At 68.0% G+C, this 20829-nt stretch carries 17 protein-coding genes; 5 read left to right on the top strand and 12 right to left on the bottom strand.

What is annotated here, in order from left to right:
• From F3K02_RS14850 to F3K02_RS14830, 5 genes are all read right to left on the bottom strand, one after another.
• Nucleotides 1-413, bottom strand: a 413-nt coding sequence (locus F3K02_RS14850; protein ID WP_246309488.1) for a WD40/YVTN/BNR-like repeat-containing protein, incomplete at its 3' end; no start/stop codon positions are given.
• Nucleotides 413-1771, bottom strand: a complete 1359-nt coding sequence (locus F3K02_RS14845) for a DUF1329 domain-containing protein (protein WP_177136382.1) — start codon at nucleotides 1769-1771, stop codon at nucleotides 413-415. The genes F3K02_RS14845 and F3K02_RS14850, both read right to left, overlap by 1 nt.
• A gap of 19 nt (nucleotides 1772-1790) precedes the next feature.
• The gene (locus tag F3K02_RS14840; RefSeq protein ID WP_177136381.1) at nucleotides 1791-3479 is read right to left on the bottom strand and encodes a DUF1302 domain-containing protein; all 1689 of its coding nucleotides are present in this window, start codon (nucleotides 3477-3479) and stop codon (nucleotides 1791-1793) included.
• A gap of 68 nt (nucleotides 3480-3547) precedes the next feature.
• Nucleotides 3548-4315, bottom strand: a complete 768-nt coding sequence (locus F3K02_RS14835) for a coniferyl-alcohol dehydrogenase (RefSeq protein ID WP_177136380.1) — start codon at nucleotides 4313-4315, stop codon at nucleotides 3548-3550.
• A gap of 32 nt (nucleotides 4316-4347) precedes the next feature.
• Nucleotides 4348-5823 (bottom strand): benzaldehyde dehydrogenase, encoded by a 1476-nt coding sequence (locus F3K02_RS14830; RefSeq protein ID WP_177136379.1) that lies wholly within the window; start codon nucleotides 5821-5823, stop codon nucleotides 4348-4350.
• 254 nt (nucleotides 5824-6077) lie between these two features.
• Here F3K02_RS14830 and F3K02_RS14825 point away from each other — a divergent pair, with 254 nt between their 5' ends.
• Nucleotides 6078-7904 (top strand): sigma-54-dependent Fis family transcriptional regulator, encoded by a 1827-nt coding sequence (locus tag F3K02_RS14825; RefSeq protein ID WP_177136378.1) that lies wholly within the window; start codon nucleotides 6078-6080, stop codon nucleotides 7902-7904.
• A gap of 343 nt (nucleotides 7905-8247) precedes the next feature.
• Here F3K02_RS14825 and mdeB read toward each other — a convergent pair whose 3' ends face one another.
• Nucleotides 8248-10845, bottom strand: a complete 2598-nt coding sequence (mdeB, locus tag F3K02_RS14820) for an alpha-ketoglutarate dehydrogenase (protein WP_177136377.1) — start codon at nucleotides 10843-10845, stop codon at nucleotides 8248-8250.
• A 102-nt stretch (nucleotides 10846-10947) separates the two neighbouring features.
• Here mdeB and F3K02_RS14815 point away from each other — a divergent pair, with 102 nt between their 5' ends.
• Both F3K02_RS14815 and F3K02_RS14810 read left to right on the top strand, forming a co-directional pair.
• A complete protein-coding gene (locus F3K02_RS14815; protein ID WP_177136376.1) occupies nucleotides 10948-11433 on the top strand; it encodes an Lrp/AsnC family transcriptional regulator in 486 nt (161 codons plus the stop codon).
• Nucleotides 11434-11552: 119 nt separating this feature from the next.
• On the top strand, nucleotides 11553-12989 hold the full coding sequence (locus tag F3K02_RS14810) for a cation:proton antiporter (protein WP_246309486.1): 1437 nt from the start codon (nucleotides 11553-11555) through the stop codon (nucleotides 12987-12989).
• 63 nt (nucleotides 12990-13052) lie between these two features.
• On the opposite strand, the gene F3K02_RS14805 is transcribed toward F3K02_RS14810, so the two are convergent.
• Nucleotides 13053-14069, bottom strand: coding sequence for a 1-aminocyclopropane-1-carboxylate deaminase (locus F3K02_RS14805; RefSeq protein ID WP_177136408.1), 1017 nt, complete (start codon nucleotides 14067-14069; stop codon nucleotides 13053-13055).
• 270 nt (nucleotides 14070-14339) lie between these two features.
• Here F3K02_RS14805 and F3K02_RS14800 point away from each other — a divergent pair, with 270 nt between their 5' ends.
• Entirely contained in the window at nucleotides 14340-14804 is a 465-nt protein-coding gene (locus F3K02_RS14800) for an Lrp/AsnC family transcriptional regulator (protein ID WP_177136407.1), read from the top strand.
• A gap of 142 nt (nucleotides 14805-14946) precedes the next feature.
• On the opposite strand, the gene F3K02_RS14795 is transcribed toward F3K02_RS14800, so the two are convergent.
• From F3K02_RS14795 to F3K02_RS14775, 5 genes are all read right to left on the bottom strand, one after another.
• Nucleotides 14947-15918 (bottom strand): PDR/VanB family oxidoreductase, encoded by a 972-nt coding sequence (locus F3K02_RS14795; RefSeq protein WP_177136374.1) that lies wholly within the window; start codon nucleotides 15916-15918, stop codon nucleotides 14947-14949.
• 6 nt (nucleotides 15919-15924) lie between these two features.
• Nucleotides 15925-16965 carry an aromatic ring-hydroxylating dioxygenase subunit alpha gene (locus F3K02_RS14790; protein WP_177136373.1) on the bottom strand — a complete coding sequence of 347 codons (1041 nt, stop codon included), beginning with the start codon at nucleotides 16963-16965 and terminating at the stop codon, nucleotides 15925-15927.
• 88 nt (nucleotides 16966-17053) lie between these two features.
• Entirely contained in the window at nucleotides 17054-17551 is a 498-nt protein-coding gene (locus F3K02_RS14785; protein ID WP_177136372.1) for a MarR family winged helix-turn-helix transcriptional regulator, read from the bottom strand.
• A 108-nt stretch (nucleotides 17552-17659) separates the two neighbouring features.
• On the bottom strand, nucleotides 17660-19156 hold the full coding sequence (locus F3K02_RS14780; RefSeq protein ID WP_177136371.1) for a DUF5666 domain-containing protein: 1497 nt from the start codon (nucleotides 19154-19156) through the stop codon (nucleotides 17660-17662).
• A complete protein-coding gene (locus F3K02_RS14775) occupies nucleotides 19153-20055 on the bottom strand; it encodes a DUF6502 family protein (protein WP_210826691.1) in 903 nt (300 codons plus the stop codon). The genes F3K02_RS14780 and F3K02_RS14775 overlap by 4 nt, the downstream gene beginning before the upstream one ends.
• 161 nt (nucleotides 20056-20216) lie before the next feature.
• On the opposite strand from F3K02_RS14775, the gene F3K02_RS14770 reads away from it, so the two are divergent.
• Nucleotides 20217-20783 (top strand): hypothetical protein, encoded by a 567-nt coding sequence (locus F3K02_RS14770; RefSeq protein ID WP_177136370.1) that lies wholly within the window; start codon nucleotides 20217-20219, stop codon nucleotides 20781-20783.
• The last annotated feature ends 46 nt before the right edge of the window (nucleotides 20784-20829 follow it).

Here is a 20829-nt window from a genome sequence, read left to right as displayed (position 1 = left end):
GCGGCGGCGGCGATGCCGTCGAGCTGCTTGCGCCAGGTCTGGCCGCCGTCGTCGCTGTGCAGGATGGTGCCCAGATGACCGGCGGCCCAGCCGTGGCGCTCATCGGCAAAAGCCACGCAGGTCAGCGTCACCTGCACCGGCACGGCCGCCTGCCGCCAGTGCTGGCCGTGGTCGTCCGACAGCAGCACCGTGCCACGCTCGCCCACGGCCACCAGGCGGCTGCCGGCCCGGGTCACCGCGAGCATCGCGGCACCCAGGGCCTTGGGACTCATCAGGGCCGGGCGCGAGAGCGCAGCGGGGGCCGGCGCAGCGACCGCGTACAGCGGTAGCAGCCCGGGCACCGCAGCGCCGGCCAACCCCACCAGCGCCGCGCGCCGCGACACGCCGGAGCGCGCAGCCGATACGGGAGCCATCACCTGCTGCCTTCGCTGGCCAGCAACTCGGGGCTGAACACCGAACGCAGCAGCGGCGGCATGACCTCGTACTGCCTCGGCAGCTCGTTGGAGGCCATGTTCAGGTAGTAGGCGCCGCTCTGCATGTCATAGCCGCCCCACATCACGAAGCTGGTCACGACCGGGACGTCCGGCGCGGTGAGCATCAGCGAGTAGTTGGTGCGCCAGAGCTGGCCCTTGGCGTCCCAGCCGTCGAACAGCACGATCTGCCAGGAGTCTTCGTCGATGTAGTACTTGCGCTTGGGCACCACATGGCGCTTGCCCGCGGCCAGCGTGGCCTCGACTTCCCACACCCGGTGCAGTTCCCAGCGCACCTGGGCCGGGTTGAGCGTGCCCGGTGTCACCAGGTCCTCCACCTTGGCGGCGGCGGCGCGGTTGTTGTTGTAGGGGATGTAGATCTCCTTCTTGCCGACCAGCTTCAGGTCGTGCTTGTCGATCGGGCCGAACAGGTTGAAGGCTTCGTCGAACAGGCCGATGCCCGAGGTCACGGAGTCGGGTGTGTCGTAGGCCACCGAAGGCGCCTTGCGCACGCGGCGCTGGCCTACGAGGTACTGCCACAGGCCGCGCGGCGCCGAGGCGTTGACGCCGTCGTGCGCGAGGATCGCTTCGCCGGCCTTGGAGCCCGGGGCGTTGGCCACGAACTTGCCGAACTGGTAGAAGCCGTCGAACTTGTCCAGGCTGCCGGTCTTGTCGTAGTAGGTCTGGCTGATGGTCTGCACCCCGCCCGAGGCCATGTTGCGCCGACCGTCGGCCGTGACCACCCAGACCCGCACCGGCATGGTGTAGTTGCCGCCGCGCCAGGCCAGGCGGTGGTTCCAGATGGCTTCATAGCCGTCTTTGGGGATGGGGAACGGAATGCCACCGTAGGCGCCCTCGACACCATGGCCCCCGTCCACGGTCTTGGCGCGGGTCGCGTTCTGGAAGGTGTTGTCGTACACGAACTGCGGCGCGGCGGCGCTGCGGCGCGTGGGGTAGACGTCGATGCGGAAGTCGGGATGCTTCTTCATCAGCGCCTGCACGCCGTCGGTGAGCTTGTCGGCGTGTTCGGCCATGTTCTTCGCGCTGATCGACAGCAGGGGCTTGTCGGCGGCGAAGGGGTCGGGGCGCGCGTCGCCGTTGCGGTAGCCCGCGGGGGCCTTGCTCAGGCCGCCGTCCCAGGCCGGAATGGTGCCGGCCTTGTTGCCCGCTTTTTCTGCGCCCACCGGTGTCAGCGTGGACTTGAGTTTGGCGGCTTCTTCCGCCGTCACGGCGGCCTGCAGCGGGAGGGACGTGGCCAGCAGCGCGGCCAGCAGCCAGTGGGGTTTTGCGTTGTGCTTCATGGTGTTTCTCGGGTGGGGGTCAGAAGGTGCGGGAGACGTTGAAGGACAGGTAGTCGCGGTCTTTCAGGGTCTGGCCAAAGGACAACATGCGCGTGGGGGTGCGCGGGTCGGCCACGGTGAAGGTGTTTTCCTTGCCGAAGAAGGCCGTGTAGTTCAGGCCGACGTTCCAGGCGTTCTGGTACTTGGCCTTGACGCCCACGCTCACATCACCGGCCTTGCTGGCACCGCCGGCGAAGTTGAAGATGGCCGAGGAACGGCCGCCGAAGTTGTAGCCCAGGCCGATCGGGATCGACAGGTCCAGACCCGGCAGCACCTGGAAGTACTGCGGCTCGAAGATCATGCGAAACGCCATGGCGCTGCGGGTGGTGTTGGGATCAAGGCCACCAAAGCCCACGGCGCTGGGGTTCTTGTCCACGCTCATGACGCGGTTCCAGGCCAGTTCGGCCACCAGCGCGCCACCGTCCCACAGGCTGGACTTGTTGAGCACGTAGATGCCCGAGAGGTTCAGGTGCGCGGTCTTGCCGGTGGCGTAGCAGGGGTTGCTGGCGGAGCCGCTGCAGTTGAGCGGCGGCATGAAGGGCGCGCCACCGAGCACGGCGGGGTCGCTGGCCAGCGGTGCGTCGGTGCGCACCGAGCCTTCGAGCGCCCAGTTCAGCTGGCCGATGGAAGACGTGACGCTGGCGCCCACGGTCTTGATGCCCTCGGCGTAGACCTGGTGCACGTTGCCGTTGACGAGGTCGAACACCGGCACGGCGGGGGTCTTGTCGTGGTAACGCGCGGCGTAGAAACCGAACTCGTAGTCGCTGCCCGCGGGCGACCAGCGCAGCTGGGCGCCGAACTGCCCGCTGTCGCCCGGACGCTGGTCCTTGCTGTTGTCGGTCACCAGCACCGGCGGCAGCGGCGGGCCGAAGAACACCTGGCCACCCCCGATGTAGTCCTGGTTCGAGAAGTAGCTGCCCACGCCCGGGATCTTGCTGGGCCTCCACTTGAGCTGGTAGTAGCCGCCCAGCGTCACGCCCTCGGACACCTGCAGGCTGCCCGAGATCTGCTCCACCGGCAGCAGCACTTCCTTGAACTGCCAGTTGGGCACCGAGACGATCTTGGCCACGTCCACCGGGCCCTGGGCATTGGCGATGCCGTTCTGCCCGAAGAACAGGCTTTCACCGTACTGCAGCGCGTGTTTGCCGAAGCGGATGGAACCGGGCAGCTCGCCCACCGAACCCTTGGCGTAGACGAAGGCGTCGAGCACCTCGCCGCCCCGGCCATGCCGGCTGCGCGTGGCCGGGATGAAGGCGTTGGCCGGCTGGCCCGGCTGGTTGCTCACGCCCATGGTGCCGGGGTTGTCGTTGCGGCCCAGGTATTTCGAGTCGTACCAGGCGGCGTGGCTGAAGCGCAGGCCCCAGTTGCCGCGGCTGTAGTCGAACTCGCTGAGCAGGTCCAGGCGGTTGGACACCACGCCTTTGCCGAAGTTGAGGTCGCCGTCGTTCTCGTTGGTCACGCCGCCGTCGCCGCGCGCGGCGGGCGAGGTGAGCAGGGCCGATGGGTCCTTGAGCCGGTAGGCCAGGCTGACCTTGGGCGTGAAGTCGAGCCGGATCTTGGTGTCCGGGTCGTCCGACGCCAGTTCCATGGCGAAGGCGGGCAGCGCGCAGGCCAGGCCGCAGGCCAGGGCCAGCGCATGGCGCCGGTGGGTGGTGAAGGTTCTTTTCATGTTGTCTCCTCGTTGTGGTGGGGGGATCGGTCGGGGGGCGTGGCGTGGACGCCCCCTGGTTTTTTTGATCAGATGTAGGTGGAAGCCAGGCCGCCGTCGACCGGCAGGTTGATGCCGCTGACCCAGCGCGACGCGTCGCTGCACAGGAAGGCGATCACCGGTGCCACCTCGTCGCTGAAGGCGGGGCGTTTCATGCGGTGGGCGTCTTTTTCCACCCGCTCGTTGCCCAGCATCTGCACGAAGTCGCCCAGGATGGGCGTGAACACCGGGCCGGGCGCCACGCAATTCATGCGCACGCCGCGCTCAAGGAACTGCTTTTGCGACTGGGTGTAGGTCCAGACGATGAGCGCTTCCTTGAAGTACTGGTAGCAGGTGGCCTGCGGCACCGGGTGCTTAGCGAGCCAGGCGGCGCCGGCCTCGAAGCTGGGGGTAGCGCCCAGTTCGCGGTGCAGTTCCAGCCGGGCGGGCCATTCGGCACCCAGGATGGACGAGATGTTGACCACCGAGCCGCCTTCGCCCATGCGCTCCATCACGCGCTGCGTGAAGTGGCGCAGGCCCAGGTAATTGACCTTGCCCACCAGTTCGGCGGGTGCCGTGCCGGGCACGCCGGCGATGTTGGCCAGCGCGTCGATGTGCGCGGGCAACTGGGCCATGGCGGCATCGATGGCGGCGGGGTCGCCCAGGTCGATCTTCACGAAACCGTCCAGTGTGAGCATGGGGTCGTTGCGGTCCACGCCGATCACGCGCGCGCCCTGCAGGCGGGCGAGTTTGGCGAAGTCCGAACCGATGCCCGAGCCGCAGCCCGTGACGACGATGGTTTTGTTGGCGAGATGCATGTGTCTTGTCTCCGGTTGTTTGGGGGTCGGGGTCAGAACGGGAACGCCGGTGGTGCGTCCTTCACCGTGATCCACTGCCACTGCGTGTACTCGTCGATGTCGGCCGGGCCGCCCACGCTGCCGCCGTTGCCACCGATGCCGGGGCCGCCGAAGGGGTTGGTGCACTCGTCGCAGACGGTCTGGTCGTTGATGTGGACCATGCCGGCGCGCAGGCGCTGGCCGATGGCCAGGGCGCGGCCGATCGATGGGCTGATCACCGCCGCGGCCAGGCCGCCCTGGCTGGTGTTGGCCAGCTGCACGGCTTCGTCGTCGGTGCGGAACGTGACCAGGTTGACCACCGGGCCGAAGGGCTCTTCGTCGAACGAGCGGATGCCGGGCTTCACGCCTGAGAGCACAGTGGGCTTGTAGCAAAGGCCCTCGTAGGTGCCGCCGGCTTCGAGCACGGCGCCCTGCTTCACGCTGTCTTGGATCACCGAGTCGAAGTGCGCGAGCTGCTTGGCGTCGATCATCGGGCCCAGGGCCACCTGGCCGCTGGCGCCGTCACCCACCGGCAGGTGCGTGGCCTTGCCGACCATGCGCGCCTTGAAACTTTCGGCGATGGACTCGTGCACCAGGATGCGGTTGGAGGCCATGCAGATCTGGCCCTGGTGGAACCAGGCGCCGAACGCGGCGGCGCTGGCGGCGGCGTCCAGGTCGGCGTCTTCCAGCACGATCAGGTTGTTGGCGCCGCCCAGCTCCAGCGACACCTTCTTCAGGTGTTCACCGGCCAGCGCGCCGATGCGCCGGCCCACGGCGGGCGAGCCGGTGAAGGCAATCATGGGCACGCGCGGGTCGGTCACCAGCGCCTCGCCGGCTTCGGCGTCGCCCGGCAACACTTGCAGCACGCCCGCCGGCAGGCCGGCCTCTTCGAACACGCGGGCGATGATGAAACCGCCGCTCACGGGAGTGCGCGTGTCGGGCTTGAGCACCACCGCGTTGCCCAGCGCCAGCGCCGGGGCCACGGCGCGCAGGCTCAGGATCAGCGGGAAGTTGAACGGCGAGATCACGCCCACCACGCCGTGCGGCACACGCCGAGCGAACGACAGCCGTCCTGGCCCGCTGGGCAGCACCTGGCCCTGGGCCTGCATCGGCAGGCCGGCGGCCAGGTGACACAGCGTAATGGACTCGTTCACCTCGTGCTGGCCCTTGGGCAGGATGCCGCCGGTTTCGCGGGCGATGGTCAGGGCGAGCTCGGCGAAGTGCTGCTGGAAGAGCGCGGCGGCGCGGTGGAACACGGCCGAGCGTTCGCGCGGGCCCATGGCGGCCCAGGCGGGCTGGGCGGCGTGAGCCCGGCCGATGGCGGCGCGCATGTCGGCGGCGCTGGCAATGCCCACCTGCGAGAGCACCTGGCCGGTGGCCGGTTCCTTCACGTCGCGCACGCTGGCGAGGGCGGTGGACCATGTGCCGTCGAAGGCTTTGCCCGACGTGAGGCGGCTGTCGAGCCAGGCCGGATTTTCGGAAACACCCATTGTTTTGCTCCTGTTGATCGTTCATGCACACCACACGGTGGCTGCAACAGGTTTCGCAACGGACGTACCAGCGCGGACGCGATGGCCGACCCGGAGGCCGGCATTTCCGGGTTTTTTCAGAGGGGCCGATCAGGACTTTCCCTAGGGCAGTTTTGGGGGTCCGCATGCCCTGCTGTAGCCCCAAAAAAGTTACTATAAATAAACAAATGTGATGTTCACATTTCATCAAAACATCCATCAATTGATGTTCCCCCATGCCCAGACAACGCATCTCCCTGGCCGATCTGGCCCGCATCGCGAACAGCGGCCAAGACGAGCGCCGGACCGAACCCGGCGAGCGGGTGATGGCCGGGTTCGACACCAGCGGCATCAGCCAGCAGGCGCACCCGACGGTGGCCGATCTGAGCGAGTGCCTGTTCTTCTCGCCGGGGGATGGCCGCATCTGGCTGCAGGACCAGCGCATGGTGCTGCTGCATTCGGAATCGCTGGGTTCGCTGCGCCGCGAGCTGATCGACAGCATCGGCCTGGACAAGGCGCGGGGCCTGCTCACGCGCGCGGGTTACGTCAGCGGGGCGCGCGACGCGCAGTTGGTACGCCAGCAATGGCCCGAAGCCGACCCGCAGGCCGCCGCCATGGCCGGCACGCGCCTGCACGCGCTGGAGGGCGTGGTCCAGGTGGAGCTGGTGCATGCGGCCTACGACGCGATCACCGGGGCCTACGACGGTGAATTCCTCTGGCACAACTCCAGCGAGGACGACGAGCACATCGCCGCCTACGGCGTAGGCGGCGCGCCCGCCTGCTGGATGCAGGTGGGCTACGCCACCGGTTATGTGAGCACTCTGTTCGGGCGGCTGGTCGTCTTTCGCGAGGTCAACTGTCGCTCCTCGGGCGACGCCCATTGCCGCGTCATCGGCAAATCGGCCGAACTCTGGGACGACGTGCAGCAGGACCTGCGCTATCTGAACGCCCGGGACTTTGTGGGGGCGTCCGCGGGGGACGACGGCTCGGTGCCGGTGGTCGATCTGGCGGCCTATGTAGCGGCCAACCCCGGCACCGAGCAGAGCATGGTGGGCACCTCCTCGTCGTTCAACGCGGCCTGCCACATGCTGCACCGCGTGGCGCCGACCACCGCCACCGTGCTCTTCACCGGCGAGTCCGGCGTGGGCAAGGAGATGTTCGCCAGCACCCTGCACCGCATCAGCCCGCGCAAGGACAAGCCCTTCGTGGCGATCAACTGCGCGGCCATTCCCGAGACCCTCATGGAGAGCGAGCTCTTCGGCGTGGAGCGCGGTGCCTACACCGGCGCCGGCGCCTCCCGCCCGGGGCGCTTCGAGCGCGCCCACGGCGGCACGCTGTTCCTCGACGAGGTCGGCACGCTGAGCTTCGTGGCCCAGGGCAAGCTGCTGCGCGCCTTGCAGGAGGGCGAGATCGAACGCGTGGGTGGTACACGGTCGATCAGCGTGGATGTGCGCGTGATCGCGGCCACCAACGTGGACCTGCGCCAGGCGGTGCGCGAAGGGCGGTTTCGCGAAGACCTGTTCTTCCGCCTCAACGTCTTTCCCATCCACCTGCCCCCGCTGCGCGACCGGCGCGACGACATCCCGCTGCTCATGAGCCACTTTCTCGCGCACTACAACAAGCGCCACCAGCGCCAGGTGGCGGGTTTCAGCCAGGCCGCGGTGAAGGCCATGTACAACTACGGCTTCCCGGGCAACATCCGCGAGCTGCAGAACCTGGTGGAGCGCGGTGTCATCCTGGTGAGCGACGGCGAGGCCATCGACGTGCACCACCTGTTCAGCAGCGGCGAGTCGCTGGCGCAGGACGTGCTCTCACTCGCCTGGCGCGATGGCGGTCCGGCCACGCTGAGCCTGCTGGGCGCCCGCCGGACGGCCGCACCGGACGAGCCCGCGGGCACTGTTCAAGGCACGTCGAAAAGCGGTGCGTTGGAGCAGGCCGAGCTGGCGCTTCTGCGCCAGGCCCTCCGGCGCAGCGGCGGCAACCTCGCGGCCGCGGCGCGTGACCTCGGAGTCAGCCGCGCGACCGTGGCCTATCGGGCGAAGAAGTTCGGGTTGGCGGTTTGACCGTTGTGATGTGGTTTGACTCCTTCCCCCAGCGGGAAAGGAGAAAGGCACGCTCGCCGGAGGGGTAGTCCGATCCCACCCGCCTTTGCCGTGTGGCCGGGCTGAGCAGCGCAGCGGCGTGGGGATCAGAAATTCGCATGTCCGAAGGCCGCGCAGCGGACAAGTTTGCGAATTTCCCCCACGACGCGAGCAGCGCAAGGAACCGCGCAGCGGCCCGGACTTCGGCTCGCCTTTCTTTTGCCTTCTTTTCTTTGGCGAAGCAAAGAAAAGAAGGTCGCCCGCCGGGGCGAGACCCGGCCAAACCAAGCCTCCGGAGATGAAGGAAATTGGCGCGCGTGGCCCCTCACCCCAACCCTCTCCCCAGAGGAGCGAGGGAGTGAAGTGCCGCTCGAACAATACTTTCCGCATCGACCTGAAAGTACGCGCGCAAGGCCGCACGTGTGTCGCTGCGGCCAAAACCGTCGGTACCCAGGGTGGCGTAGCGCCGGCCTTCGGGCAGGAAGGCGCGCACGCTCTCCGGCACGGCGCGCACGTAGTCGGTGGCGGCGATCACCGGGCCTTCGCTGCGCGCCAGCAGCTGCGTGATGTGGGGCACGCCATCGCTGCTGGTCATCCCGTCGCGCGCCAGTTCGCTCCAGCTGGTGATGCTGAACACATCCACCCCCACGCCCTGTTCGGCCAGTTGCTGCGCGGCCTGGACCACCTCGGTGAAGATCGCGCCCGAGCCCAACAAGGTGATCCGCTGCCCGCCCTGCGGCCCGTAGCTGCCGAAGCGGTAGCCACCCTTCAGAACCCCCTCGGCCGCACCTTCGGGCAGGTCGGGGTTGGCGTAGTTCTCGTTCATGAGCGTGACGTAATAGAACACGTCGCGCTGCTCGACCAGCATCTCGCGCATGCCGGCGTCGACGATCACGGCCAGCTCGCCCGCAAACGCCGGGTCGTAGGCCTTGCAGTTGGGAATGGTGGCGGCCACCAGGTGGCTGCTGCCGTCCTGGTGCTGCAGGCCTTCACCGCCGAGCGTGGTGCGGCCCGAGGTGGCGCCGAGCAGGAAGCCGCGCGAGCGTTGATCGGCCGCGGCCCAGATGGCGTCGCCCACGCGCTGGAAGCCGAACATGGAGTAGTAGATGTAGAACGGCAGCATGGCCAGGCCGTGCACGCTGTAGCTGGTGGCCGCGGCCGTCCAGCTCGCCAGCGCGCCGGCTTCGCTGATGCCTTCTTCCAGAATCTGCCCTTCCAGCGCCTCGCGGTAGCTCAGCACCGAACCGATGTCTTCCGGCGCGTAGCGCTGGCCCACGCTGCTGTAGATGCCGACCTGCTTGAACAGGTTGGCCATGCCGAAGGTGCGCGCCTCGTCGGCGACGATGGGCACGATGCGCGGACCGAGCGCCGGGTCTTTCAGCAGCGTGCCCAGCATGCGCACGAAGGCCATGGTGGTGCTCATCTCCTTGCCGTCGGCCTTGAGGGCGAAGCTGGCGTAGGCGTCGATGGCGGGCACCGGCACCACGTCGCACGCGGTCTCGCGCCGGGGCATGGCGCCGCCGAGCGCCGCGCGGTGTTCGCGCAGGTAGCGCATCTCGGCGCTGTCGTCGGCGGGCTTGAAGAAGGCCAGGCCCTTGGCCTGCTCGTCAGACAGCGGCAGGTTGAAGCGGTTGCGGAATTGAATCAGGTCGCCTTCGTCGAACTTCTTCTGGCTGTGCGTGGTCATCTTGCCCTGGCCGGCCGCGCCCATGCCGTAGCCCTTCTTGGTCTGCGCCAATATCACCGTGGGCTGGCCGGTGTGCGCGGCTGCGGCCGCATACGCGGCGTGGATCTTCACCAGGTCGTGGCCGCCTCGCTTGAGGCGGTCGATCTGCTCGTCCGTCATGCCCTGGGCCAGTGCGGCCAGTTCGGGGTTCTGGCCGAAGAAGTTGTCGCGGTTGAAGCGGCCGTCCTTGGCGGCGAAGGTCTGCATCTGGCCGTCCACCGTGTTGGCAAAGGCGCGCACCAGGGCACCGGTGGTGTCGCGCGCGAACAGGCCGTCCCAGTCGCTGCCCCACACGAGCTTGATCACGTTCCAGCCCGCGCCGGAAAAGAGCTTTTCCAGCTCGTCGATGATGCGGCCGTTGCCGCGCACCGGGCCGTCCAGCCGCTGCAGGTTGCAGTTGACCACCCAGACCAGGTTGTCCAGCTTCTCGCGCGCGGCCAGCGTGAGCGCGCTCATGCTCTCGGGCTCGTCCATCTCGCCGTCGCCGAACACGCCCCAGACTTTGCGCGCGCCGCAATTCAGCAACTGCCGGTGCGTGAGGTAGCGCATGAAGCGCGCATGGTAGATCGAGCTGATGGGGCCGATGCCCATGGAGCCGGTGGGGAACTGCCAGAAGTCCGGCATCAGCCAGGGGTGCGGGTAGCTGGAGAGGCCGCGCGCGCCGCTGGCCGGGGCGGTGATCTCCTGGCGGTAGTGCAGCAGGTCCGCCTCGCTCAGGCGGCCTTCAAGAAAAGCGCGGGCATACACACCCGGCGCGCTGTGCGGCTGAAAAAACACCAGGTCGCCCTGACGCCCAGCACGAAAGAAGTGGTTGAACCCGGTCTCGAACAGATCCGCCGCGCTCGCGTAGCTGGCGATGTGCCCGCCCAGTTCGCCATAGGCCTGGTTGGCGCGCACCACCATGGCCAGCGCGTTCCAGCGCATCAGCGAGGCCAGGCGCTCTTCCACCGCGAGGTCGCCGGGGAAGGCGGGCTGGTCTTCGACCCCGATGGTGTTGATGTAGGGCGTGTTCAGCTCGGGCTGCCAGCCGATGCGCTGGCTGCGCGCCAGGCGGGCCAGCTCGTCGAGGATCTGGCGCACGCGCGCCGGGCCTTCGGTGGCGGCCAGCGACAGCAGGGCGTCGCGCCACTCCTGGGTTTCGTCGGGGTTGGTGTCGGCGTTGGCGGTCAGATGCCAAGCGGGTGTCATGTGATTCATGGCGAAGGTCTCCTGATCCCGGGACTGTAGGCACAAGGCGCAGGCAGTTGGTGTCGATTTGTGAGGTGCTTCGCTTCATTTGACCCATAAAATGCCGACCAAATGAACAATCAAAGCACAAACCACCTCGATGCGACCGATCTGAGAATCCTTGAAGAGCTCCAGAGCGACGCCAGCCTGTCCAACGTGGAGCTCGCCCGGCGCGTGCACCTCTCGCCTTCGCCCTGTCTGGCGCGGGTGCGCGCACTGGAGGCGCGGGGGCTGATCCGGCAGTACGTGGCGCTGCTCGACGCCCAGCAACTGGGCCTGCACCTCAACGTGTTCATCTCCATCAGCCTCAAGCAGCAGAGCCGCGAAACGCTGCAGGCCTTTGAAGAGCGCATCACCCTGCGCGACGAGGTGATGGAGTGTTACCTCATGACCGGCGACGCCGACTACCTGCTGCGTGTGGCCGTGCCCGACATGCCGGCGCTGGAGCGCTTCATCCTGGAGCAGATTTCACCCATCGCCCAGGTGGAGAAGATCCGGTCCAGCTTTGCGCTCAAGCAGGTGCGCTACAAGACCGCGCTTCCGCTGCATGCGGCTTGATTGACCGGTCTGTCCGCCCCGACACTTGACGCTCGCCGCACGTCATGTGCAAATGCATGTGACCATGGCCAGCGTTCCAGGTCGAATCGACCAGGCGCTTGAGCAGCCGAGCTCATGCAATGGACGTTGTTGACGGCGAACGGGAATGCCGTTGCCTGTTTGCCCCCCCGCAATCGTCTAGGAACAATATGGAAGTCGCTGCCTGGGGACTCGTCGTGGGAGGCCTGCTGGTTCTGATGGCCTTGAGCAGTTCGTCGCTCAAGGATTTGCCGCTCAGCACCGCCATGATTTACCTCTTGGTCGGTTTGGCCATCGGGCCCCTCTGGTTGGACCTGGCCCGCATCGACCCGGTTGCCGACGCGAAGCTCGTCGAGCACTTGACCGAGTTCGTGGTTGTCGTGTCGCTGTTCTCGGTCGGGCTCAAGCTGAGCGTCGAGCTCGACGATCGGCGCTGGCTGCTCCCGTTGCGTCTGGCCGTGGGCTCCATGGTGCTCACGGTGGGGCTCATTGCATTGGCCGGCGTCGCACTGGGCCTGCCCTTGGGTGCGGCCGTGCTGCTGGGCGCCATCCTGGCGCCCACCGACCCGGTGCTGGCGTCCGACGTGCAAGTGGCCAACCCGGAAGACAGAAGCCGCCTTCGCTTCGCTCTGACGGGAGAAGGCGGCCTCAACGACGGCACCGCCTTTCCCTTCGTCATGCTCGGCCTGGGTTTGCTCGGGCTGCACCCGCTGGGTGAGTGGGGCGAGCGCTGGTTCCTCGTGGACGTGGTGTGGGCGGTCTGCGGTGGTCTGGCCGTAGGCGGCGCGTTGGGCACGCTGATGGGCCGGCTGGTGCTGTACCTGCGGATGCGCCATGCGTACGCAGTCGGCTACGACGACTTCCTGGCGCTGGGGCTGATCGCACTGTCGTACGGTGCGGCGCTGCTCGTGACGACATACGGCTTCCTGGCGGTTTTTGCCGCCGGTGTGGCGCTGCGCCAGGTCGAACGCCGCGAGACGACGGCCAGCCGACATGAAAGCGACGTGCCTTCGCCTGGCTCCGATGCGCTCATCGAGCGGGCGTTGTCCACGCCGAAGCCTCTGGTAGAAGCCGACCAAGTCGCCACCGACCCCATGCATGCACCGGCTTTCATGGCGCATGCCATGCTGGGATCGACAGAGCGGATCGAACGCATCGGAGAGGTCGCCGCGGTTGTGTTGCTGGGCACGATGCTTTGGGCTGTCGACTGGTCGCTCGTCACCTGGTGGTTCGTACCCTTACTTTTCCTCGGGATCCGCCCGCTGGCCGTGGCCATCGGGCTCGCAGGCAGCCGCGTCGCCCGCCCGCAGCGACGGCTGATGGCCTGGTTCGGGGTGCGGGGCATAGGGTCGCTGTACTACTTGAGCTACGCCATGGGTCACGGCCTGGACCCGGCCTTGGCCAACACCCTGGTGGCGCTGACCCTGACCGCCATCGTGGCATCGATCGTCGCCCACGGCGTCTCGGTGACGCCCTTGATGAAGCGCTACGACAGGATCCGCAGGCGCAGAAATCCTGCGGGCCAGGATGGCGTCTGATCCATGCCCCACGGTCTGACGAGTTCTCGACCCTGAGGTCAGCGTCGTGAACGGTCGGGGCATTCAGCCGTTCCTGAACAAAAAACTGTACGCATTGAGTGCCGGCACGCCGCCCAGGTGGGCGTAGAGCACGCGTGAGCCTTCAGGGAATTCGCCGCGGCGCACCTTGTCGATCATGCCGTGCATGGACTTGCCTTCGTACACCGGGTCGGTGAGCATGCCTTCCTGCCGTGCGCACAGGCGGATGGCTTCGAGCGTGCCTTCGTTGGGCAGGCCGTATTCGGGGCCGCCGTAGCGCGTGTCCAGCACCACATCGTCGGCCGTGAGGTCCTGGCCCAGTTCCACCAGCTGGGCGGTGTTCTGCGCGATGCGCAGGATCTGCGCGTGGGTCTGCTCGGGCTTGGCCGAGGCGTCGATGCCGATCACTTGGCGGGCACGGCCATCGGCGGCGAAGCCCACCACCATGCCGGCCTGCGTGCTGCCCGTCACCGAGCAGACCACGATGTAGTCGAACCGGAAACCGAGTTCGGCTTCCTGCTGGCGCACTTCTTCGGCAAAACCCACGAAGCCCAGGCCGCCGTAGGGGTGCTCGGAACAGCCGGCGGGCACGGGGAAGGGTTTGCCGCCGGCCTGGCGCACGTCCTCCATGGCCTGTTCCCAGCTGGGGCGGATGCCGATGTCAAAACCCGCCGCGTCCAGCCGCACGTCGGCACCCATGATGCGGCTCATCTCGATGTTGCCCACGCGGTCGTACACCGCGTCGGAGTAGTTGACCCAGTTCTCCTGCACCAGCACGCACTTCATGCCGAGGTGCGCGGCCACGGCGGCGACCTGTCGCGTCTGGTTGGACTGGACGCCACCGATGGACACCAGCGTGTCGTAACCCCCGGCGATGGCTTCGGGGATCAGGTACTCGAGCTTGCGCGTCTTGTTGCCGCCGAAGGCCAGGCCGCTGTTGCAGTCTTCGCGCTTGGCGTAGAGCTGCACCTTGCCGCCGAGGTGGGCGCTCAGGCGCTTGAGCGGCTGGATGGGGCTGGGGCCGAAGGTGAGCGGGTGGCGGGGGAATTTCTGCAGGTTCAGGGAACGGGCTTGTGCGGTGTTCATGTTCATGGCGGAAGTCCAGGTTGAGATCAGCGGTTGCAGCCCGGGTGCGTACAGCGTCATGGCGGCAAAACACGAGGGCATGGGGTGGAACGTCGGTGGGTGGAAAACACGTTCATCGTAGGACTGCGGCGGTGCTACGAATTGCAAACTGATGTTCTGAAATCATCCATGAATGCTCATTCTGTGGCGTTCATCGAATAGATGGTGTGAAATGGCGATCAATTGCAATAAATGAAAGTTTCAGCCATGGAAATCCCGCTCGACCGCATCGACCGCAAATTGCTGGAGCTGCTGCAGCAGGATGCCTCCCTGCCCAATCTGGAACTGGCCGAACGCACACACCTCAGCCCGCCGGCCTGTTCGCGTCGGGTGGCGCGGCTGAGGGCGTCGGGCGTGATCCGCAAGACGGTGGCGCTGGCCGACCCGCGCGCGCTGGGTTACACGGGGCTGGTGATCATCGGCGTGGTGCTGGACCGGTCCACGCCGGACTCGTTCGCCGCGTTCGAGAAGGCAGCGGCCAAGCTCACCGGTTGCCTGGAGGTGCAGCTGGTCACGGGCGAATTCGACTACTTCGTCAAGCTGCGCATCCAGGGCATCGACTCGTTCAACGACATGCACAGCGCCCAGCTGATCGCCCTGCCGGGCGTGCGCCAGGTGCGCACCTTCGTGTGCCTCAAGGAGGTGTTCGAGACCACGGTGCTGCCTGTATAGGAAACACCCCCGCCGCGCTTCGCGCGACCCCCTCAAGGGGGCGATACCAGTCGTCCGGCAAAGCCGGCCCGACGGTATCTCTGGGCTGGGTCATTTCGCGCCGGAAAGGGCTCCGCGCTGCCGATACCGTGGTCGACTCTGTTTAGAGATCGAGCACCAGTCGCGCGCTGCTGGCGCGCGAGCAGCAGGGCAGGAACTGGTCGTTCGCCGCCTGTTCTTCGGGGGTGAGGTACTGGTCGCGGTGGTCGGGCGTGCCCGCTTTCACGCGCGTCAGGCAGGTGCCACACACGCCCTGTTCGCACGACATGGGGATGTCGATGCCCGCTGCCAGCAGGGCGGCCAGCGCGGACTGGTCGGCGCGCACCGGGATCACGCGGCCGCTGCTGGCAATCTCCAGTTCGAAGCCGCCGTCGTTGGTGTGGTCCACCGGCGCGGCCGCGAAGTACTCGCGGTGCAGGCGCTCTTCGGGCCAGCCGGCGGCGCGCCCGGCGGCCAGTACCGCGTCCATGAAACCTTGAGGGCCACACACGTAGAGGTGCGCGCCTTCGGGCGCGCGCTGCAGCGTGGCGGCGATGTCCAGCTTCTGCAACGCATCGCCATCGTCGAAGTGGTGGTGGGTGTGCCGGGCGAACGACGACGCCGCGACCCGTTCCAGGAACGGCGTGCGGTCGCGCGAGCGCGTGCAGTGGTGCAGCTCGAAACACTCGCCCGCGCTGCTCAGGCGCTCGGCCATGGCCAGCAGCGGCGTGATGCCGATGCCACCGGCCAGCAGCAGGTGGTGCGCCGCATCGGTGGCGAGTGGGAAGTGGTTTTTCGGCGCGCTGATGTGCAGGGTCGCGCCCTCGGCCACGGCGTCGTGCACCGCCAACGAGCCGCCACGCGAAGCGGCGTCGCGCAGCACCGCGATCTGGTAGCGGCCGGTCTCGCCCGGCGGGTTGCACAGTGAGTACTGGCGCACCAGGCCGTTGGGCAGGGCGACGTCGATGTGGGCGCCGGCGCTGAACGGCGGCAGGGTGTGGCCGGGCTCGGCCACCAGGTCCAGGCTGCAGATACCCAGCGCTTCGGTGTGCTTGCGCACCACGCGCACCAGCAAGGGGGTCTGGGGTTCGCTCATGGGGGTTCAGGCGGTGGCGCCCTGCTCGGCCGCGAGCAGGCGGTCGATCAGCTTGCGCGACTGCACGCCGCCGGTGTCGATATTGAGCATGAGCAGCTTGCGGTCGGGGAAGGCGCTCAGGTTTTTCTGCTGGCGCTCCAGCATCTCCAGGTCTTCCGCAAAAATCTTGCCCTGGCCTTCGCGAATCTGCTCGGTGAGCGACGCATCCTGCGGCTTGAACTTGCGTGCCATGCCCCAGAAGTAGTGCATCGAGGTGTCGGTCTCGGGCGTGATGAAGTCCACCACCCAGCTCGCCGCTTTCACCGCCTCGGGCGCGGCGTGGCCGCCCTGCCCGGCCAGCGCCACGCCGACCTCGATCATGATGTGGCTGGGCGGCGTGAAGTGGCAGATCTGCCAGCGGTCCACCGGCTGGTCGTCGGGCAGGCCGTTCATGCGCAGCGCCATCTTCCAGAACGGCGGCGCCTCGATGCCGGCCATGTAGCGTTCGGTGATCACGTGCTCGCCATCCACCCGCGTCTGGCACGGCACTTCGTCGATCTCCTTCTGCCCGATGCTGGTCGAGTGCACGTAGGTCTCGTGCGTCAGGTCCATCAGGTTGTCGATCATGAGCCGGTAGTCGCAGGCGATGTGGTACAGGCCGCCGCCGTAGGCAAAGGCGGGGTTGTCCTGCCACTCGAACTTCGGCACCAGCGCGGTGTCGGCGAGCGCGGCGTCGCCCGGCCAGACCCATACGAAACCGTGTGCTTCGTGCACCGGGAAGCTTTGAATGGCCGGAAACGCCCGCACGCGCTGGCACGGCATCGAGACGGTCTTGCCGTCGCAGCCCATGGCCAGGCCGTGGTAACCGCAGACCAGGGTATCGCCCTCCACCTTGCCCAGCGACAGCGGCGCGCCGCGGTGGGGGCAGAAATCGAGCACGGCGGCGACCTGGCCGGCGCTGTTGCGGAACAGGGCCATGGGCTGCTTGCAGATGCGCCGGCCGAGCGGCCGGTCAGCGGGGATTTCTTCGCTGCGGGCAGCGACGTACCAGGTGTTGAGGGGGAACATGTTGTGTCTCCGGAAGTGTTGTGTCGACTTCATTCAGTATGCTGAATGAAGCGGATTGTACGGACGCAGACGGTTGGCGAACAGGGGTTCAGACCTCGGGTTTTCCCGAATCCGGATCGCCGGGCGATGGCGTGTTGAGGTGCACGAACTTGCGCAGCAGGCGCAGGAATTCGGCCTGCTCGGCGGGCTCCAGCGGCTGCAGCAGCTGGCGGTACATGGGCACCACGCGCGGCAGCATGTCAGCCAGCACGGCCTCGCCTTCGGGCGTGAGGCGCAGGGCGCGCTGGCGCCGCGGCAGCAGCGCGCGCACGATCCAGCCCTTGGCCTCCAGCCGGGTGGCGATGTCGGCGGTGGTCGAAGTGTCCAGCGCCACCTTGTCGGCCAGCGTCACCTGGTCGATGCCCGGTGCGTCCTGCAGGGCGCGCAGGATCGCATACTGCACGGGCGTGATCTGGCGGCCGTGCGTTTCGTGGAAGGTGGACACCGCCAGCTGGTGCGCGCGGCGGATCAGGTGGCCGGGCTCGGTCTGCAGGGCAATGACGCTGTCGGGCAGTGGGCTGGCGGCGGCCTGAGGAGTGGGTGTCATGGTGGTGTCGTGCGGTGAGCGCCGACTATATGACAGGACCTCCGCCGGGCGGGGCCGCTTCGTGCGTGCCGGGGTGCCGAGTTGGCTGCCGGCGGGGCGGGCGGCGTCTCAGTCCTTGCCGCCGCGGCCACGCCCCCGGCCTTTGCCCGAACCACCGCCGGACGATCCGCTGCCGGAGCTGCCACTCCCGGAGCTACCGCTGCCGGACGACCCGCTGCTCCCTGACGAGCCGCTGCCGGAGCTGCCGCTGCCGGACGAATCACCCCCGGACGATCCACTGCCCGAACTGCCACTGCCGGAGCTGCCGCTGCCCGAGGAATCGCCGTCGCCACCCCGTCCGCGGCCGCGTCCCCGACCGCTGCTGTCGTCCGAACCGCTGCTGCTCTTGCCGCTGCTGTCGGAATCGTCCGAATCGTCAGCGTCATCGTTCGAACGGACCGAGGCCCGGCGCGAATTGCCACGGCGGCTTTCGCGCTGGAACTCCAGCAGTTCCACCATGACCCGCTGCTGCGCATCGACGCGGCCCCGCACCCGCACCGCCTGCCCCACGCTCAGGGCCTCCAGCTCGCCGCCCCGCACGCGGGTGGCATCGCTCAGGGTGAGCGCACCGTAGCCCAGTTGCAGCTCCTGCCCGTTGAGCGCGTGCACGTAGCCTTGCAGCAGCACCTCACGCACCGCGCCGACGGCCGAACGCGTGGGCTGGCGCTGCAGCTCGCTCGCGATCAGGCGGCCGTCCGACCATTCACCGCGCACCGCCACCTCCGCCCCATCGTCCGCGCCCACCAGCAAAGCCGGGTCACGCGACACCACGGGCGTTTCGCCCACCCGCGGCGTGCCGTCGGGTGCCCGCCGCAGCGGACCGGTGACCTGCGCTTCGCCGGCCGCCCAGGCCTGCACCCGGGTGGCGCGGATCTCGCCGCTGGCGAGCCGCTGCCCGCTCACGCGCACCCAGTCACCCGCCTGGAGCCCCGCGAGATCGGCCGCTTCGAGCGCCACTGCGCGCTGGCCCATCACCACGAAACGCCCGCCGGCGGCGTCGACACTGGACAAGGGCCCGACGGCCGCGTCCAGCACCACGATGCGCCGGGCCTGCAACTGCTCCCCCTGACCACTGGCCTGGAGCGCCACCCACTGCCCCACCGCCAGATCGCTGAGCGGCGCCTGAGCGCCGTCGCGCTGCACCGGGGTTTCGGGTTGGTATTCCACCTCCACCCCGTTGACGCAGATGCTGGCAAAACCAGTGACCACGCCCACGATGCCGGTGCCCCCCAGACCGCCTTCGTGCGACAGCCCTGCGGCGCCGGCCACCGCGCCGGTGCCCCCGATGCCCGGACTGCCGGCCACCTGCCCTGTGCCGCCCACACCGGGCCGCTGCGCGACCCGACCGGTGCCGCCGATGCCGCCGGGGTCGGCTACCACCGCCGGTGCGCCCGTGCCACCCAGCCCCGGCGCCTTCGCGGCGGGGTTGGTGAGCGACGCCACGCGGCAGGCCGCGGCGCCGCTGAGTGGAGCGTCTGGAAGCCGGTGACTGCAGCCCGCGGCCAGGCCCAGGCACAGCATCAGGACCGCTGCCCATGCCGCGGGCGGGCGGAGGTGTTCCTTCATGGCCGCTCCCCTGGTTGCTCCGGCCCGGTGTCGGATTCGGTGTAGAAATACGCGCCCAGCGTGAAGCGCCGGTTGGCCTGCTCCGGCGCGAGCGCCTTGTCCTGCGTTTCCGCCTGCATCGCGGCCTTGTTCACGGCCAGCAGCGCCTTCATGCTCCACTGCTCGGAGAGCTTCGCCAGCTTCTCGACCGAGGCCGGTGACAGCGCGTTGTAGTGCACGCTGCGCTCCATCAGCGCCGGCTGTCCGCCCAGCAGGTTGTGCACCGAAGCGGCGGCGTGGTCGTGCAGGTTGTGACCGAAATAGAAGGCCTTTTCATCGGCTCCGCGCGTGGGTACAAAGGCCCCGGCGTTCAGGCAGACCAGGCCGTCGTCGTCCAGGTGCACCACGCCCAGGCGCAGCCATTCGTCGAGCACCACGCGCGAGCGGATGTCGCTGTTGACACCGGTCACCAGCGCCTCGAACGACTGTTCACCGCCCTCGCTGATCAGGCGCGCCAGCGGCCGGGGTTGTCCGTCGGCCTGCAGGTAACGCGGATCGCTCATCCAGTGCGCCACCAGCTGCGCGCCGCGCGGCACCACCGAAGGTTCGATCGCCGCCTCGCTGTGCAGCAACTGGCGCAGACGGCTCACGTCCTTGCGGTGCACGCCGCTGATCAGGCTGATGCGGCTGTCGGTGGGCGGCTTGTCATCGAGCCGGAAGTCCCGGTCGGCCACCTCGACGAACAGCCCCTTGAGCATGTCCGACAGGTAGGGGTAGGTGATGCCGCGCGAGAGCATCAGGCGCACCAGCGGCCGCAACACCTTGCGCAGGGCGCGCACCACCGCGGGCGAGGGTGCCCCCGCGATCCCGGGCGCGGTGTCCTGTTCGGCAACCGGAGGCGGTGTGGAGTGCGTGGGCATGGGCGGTGACGGTCCGGAGGGTGGGGGGCGAAACGAACTTTAACACTTGCGTGGGAAAAAATCACACAAAAAGATTGACGTGGGAAATTTTCACACACATACTGCGGCCGTGCGTGGGAAACTTTCACACGCACTCAACCACCACCCTTCAGGAGAAAACCATGCGCACTTTCAACAAGTCCACTCTCGCCACCCTGATTGCCGCCATGGCACTGGGTCTCGCGTCCAGTGCCGTCCTGGCCAAGGACGGGGACTCCGGCAGCGGCAAGAACCGCGGCGGTTCTTCATCAAGCAGCTCCAGCAACTCCTCGGGCGACAGCAGTGGCCGCGGCCGTGGTCGGGGTGGTGACGATGGCGGCAGCTCGTCGTCCTCGTCCTCGAACGGTTCGTCCGGCGACAGCGGCCGCGGGCGCGGCCGGGGGCGCGGCGGCGATGATGGTGGCAACGCCGGCAGTTCCTCGTCCAGCGGTTCCTCGTCTTCCAGCAACTCGGGCAGCGGACGCCGCGGTCGCGGCGCGGATGACGGCCCGAACCACCACGCCGACGGCCATATCAGCGGCCGCGACCGGCCCCGTGGCGTGGAAGACAACGGCGTGGACGCACCGGACGACAGCGATGGTCGCGTGGGTCGCCGCGGCCGTGGCGCCGACGACGTGAACGATGCACCGGACGACAGCGACGGCCGCGTGGGTCGCCGCGGTGGCATGGACGACGTCTTCCAGAACTGATCCACGCGGCGGGCGTGTGCACCCCACTCGAAGACCCGGCCAGGCC

The sequence above is a fragment of the Hydrogenophaga aromaticivorans genome (genome assembly GCF_013387465.1).
In the GTDB taxonomy this organism is placed as follows: domain Bacteria; phylum Pseudomonadota; class Gammaproteobacteria; order Burkholderiales; family Burkholderiaceae_C; genus Hydrogenophaga; species Hydrogenophaga aromaticivorans.
The sequence above is the reverse complement of the archived record's forward strand: the minus strand, read 5'-3'. Positions and strand labels throughout refer to the sequence as shown.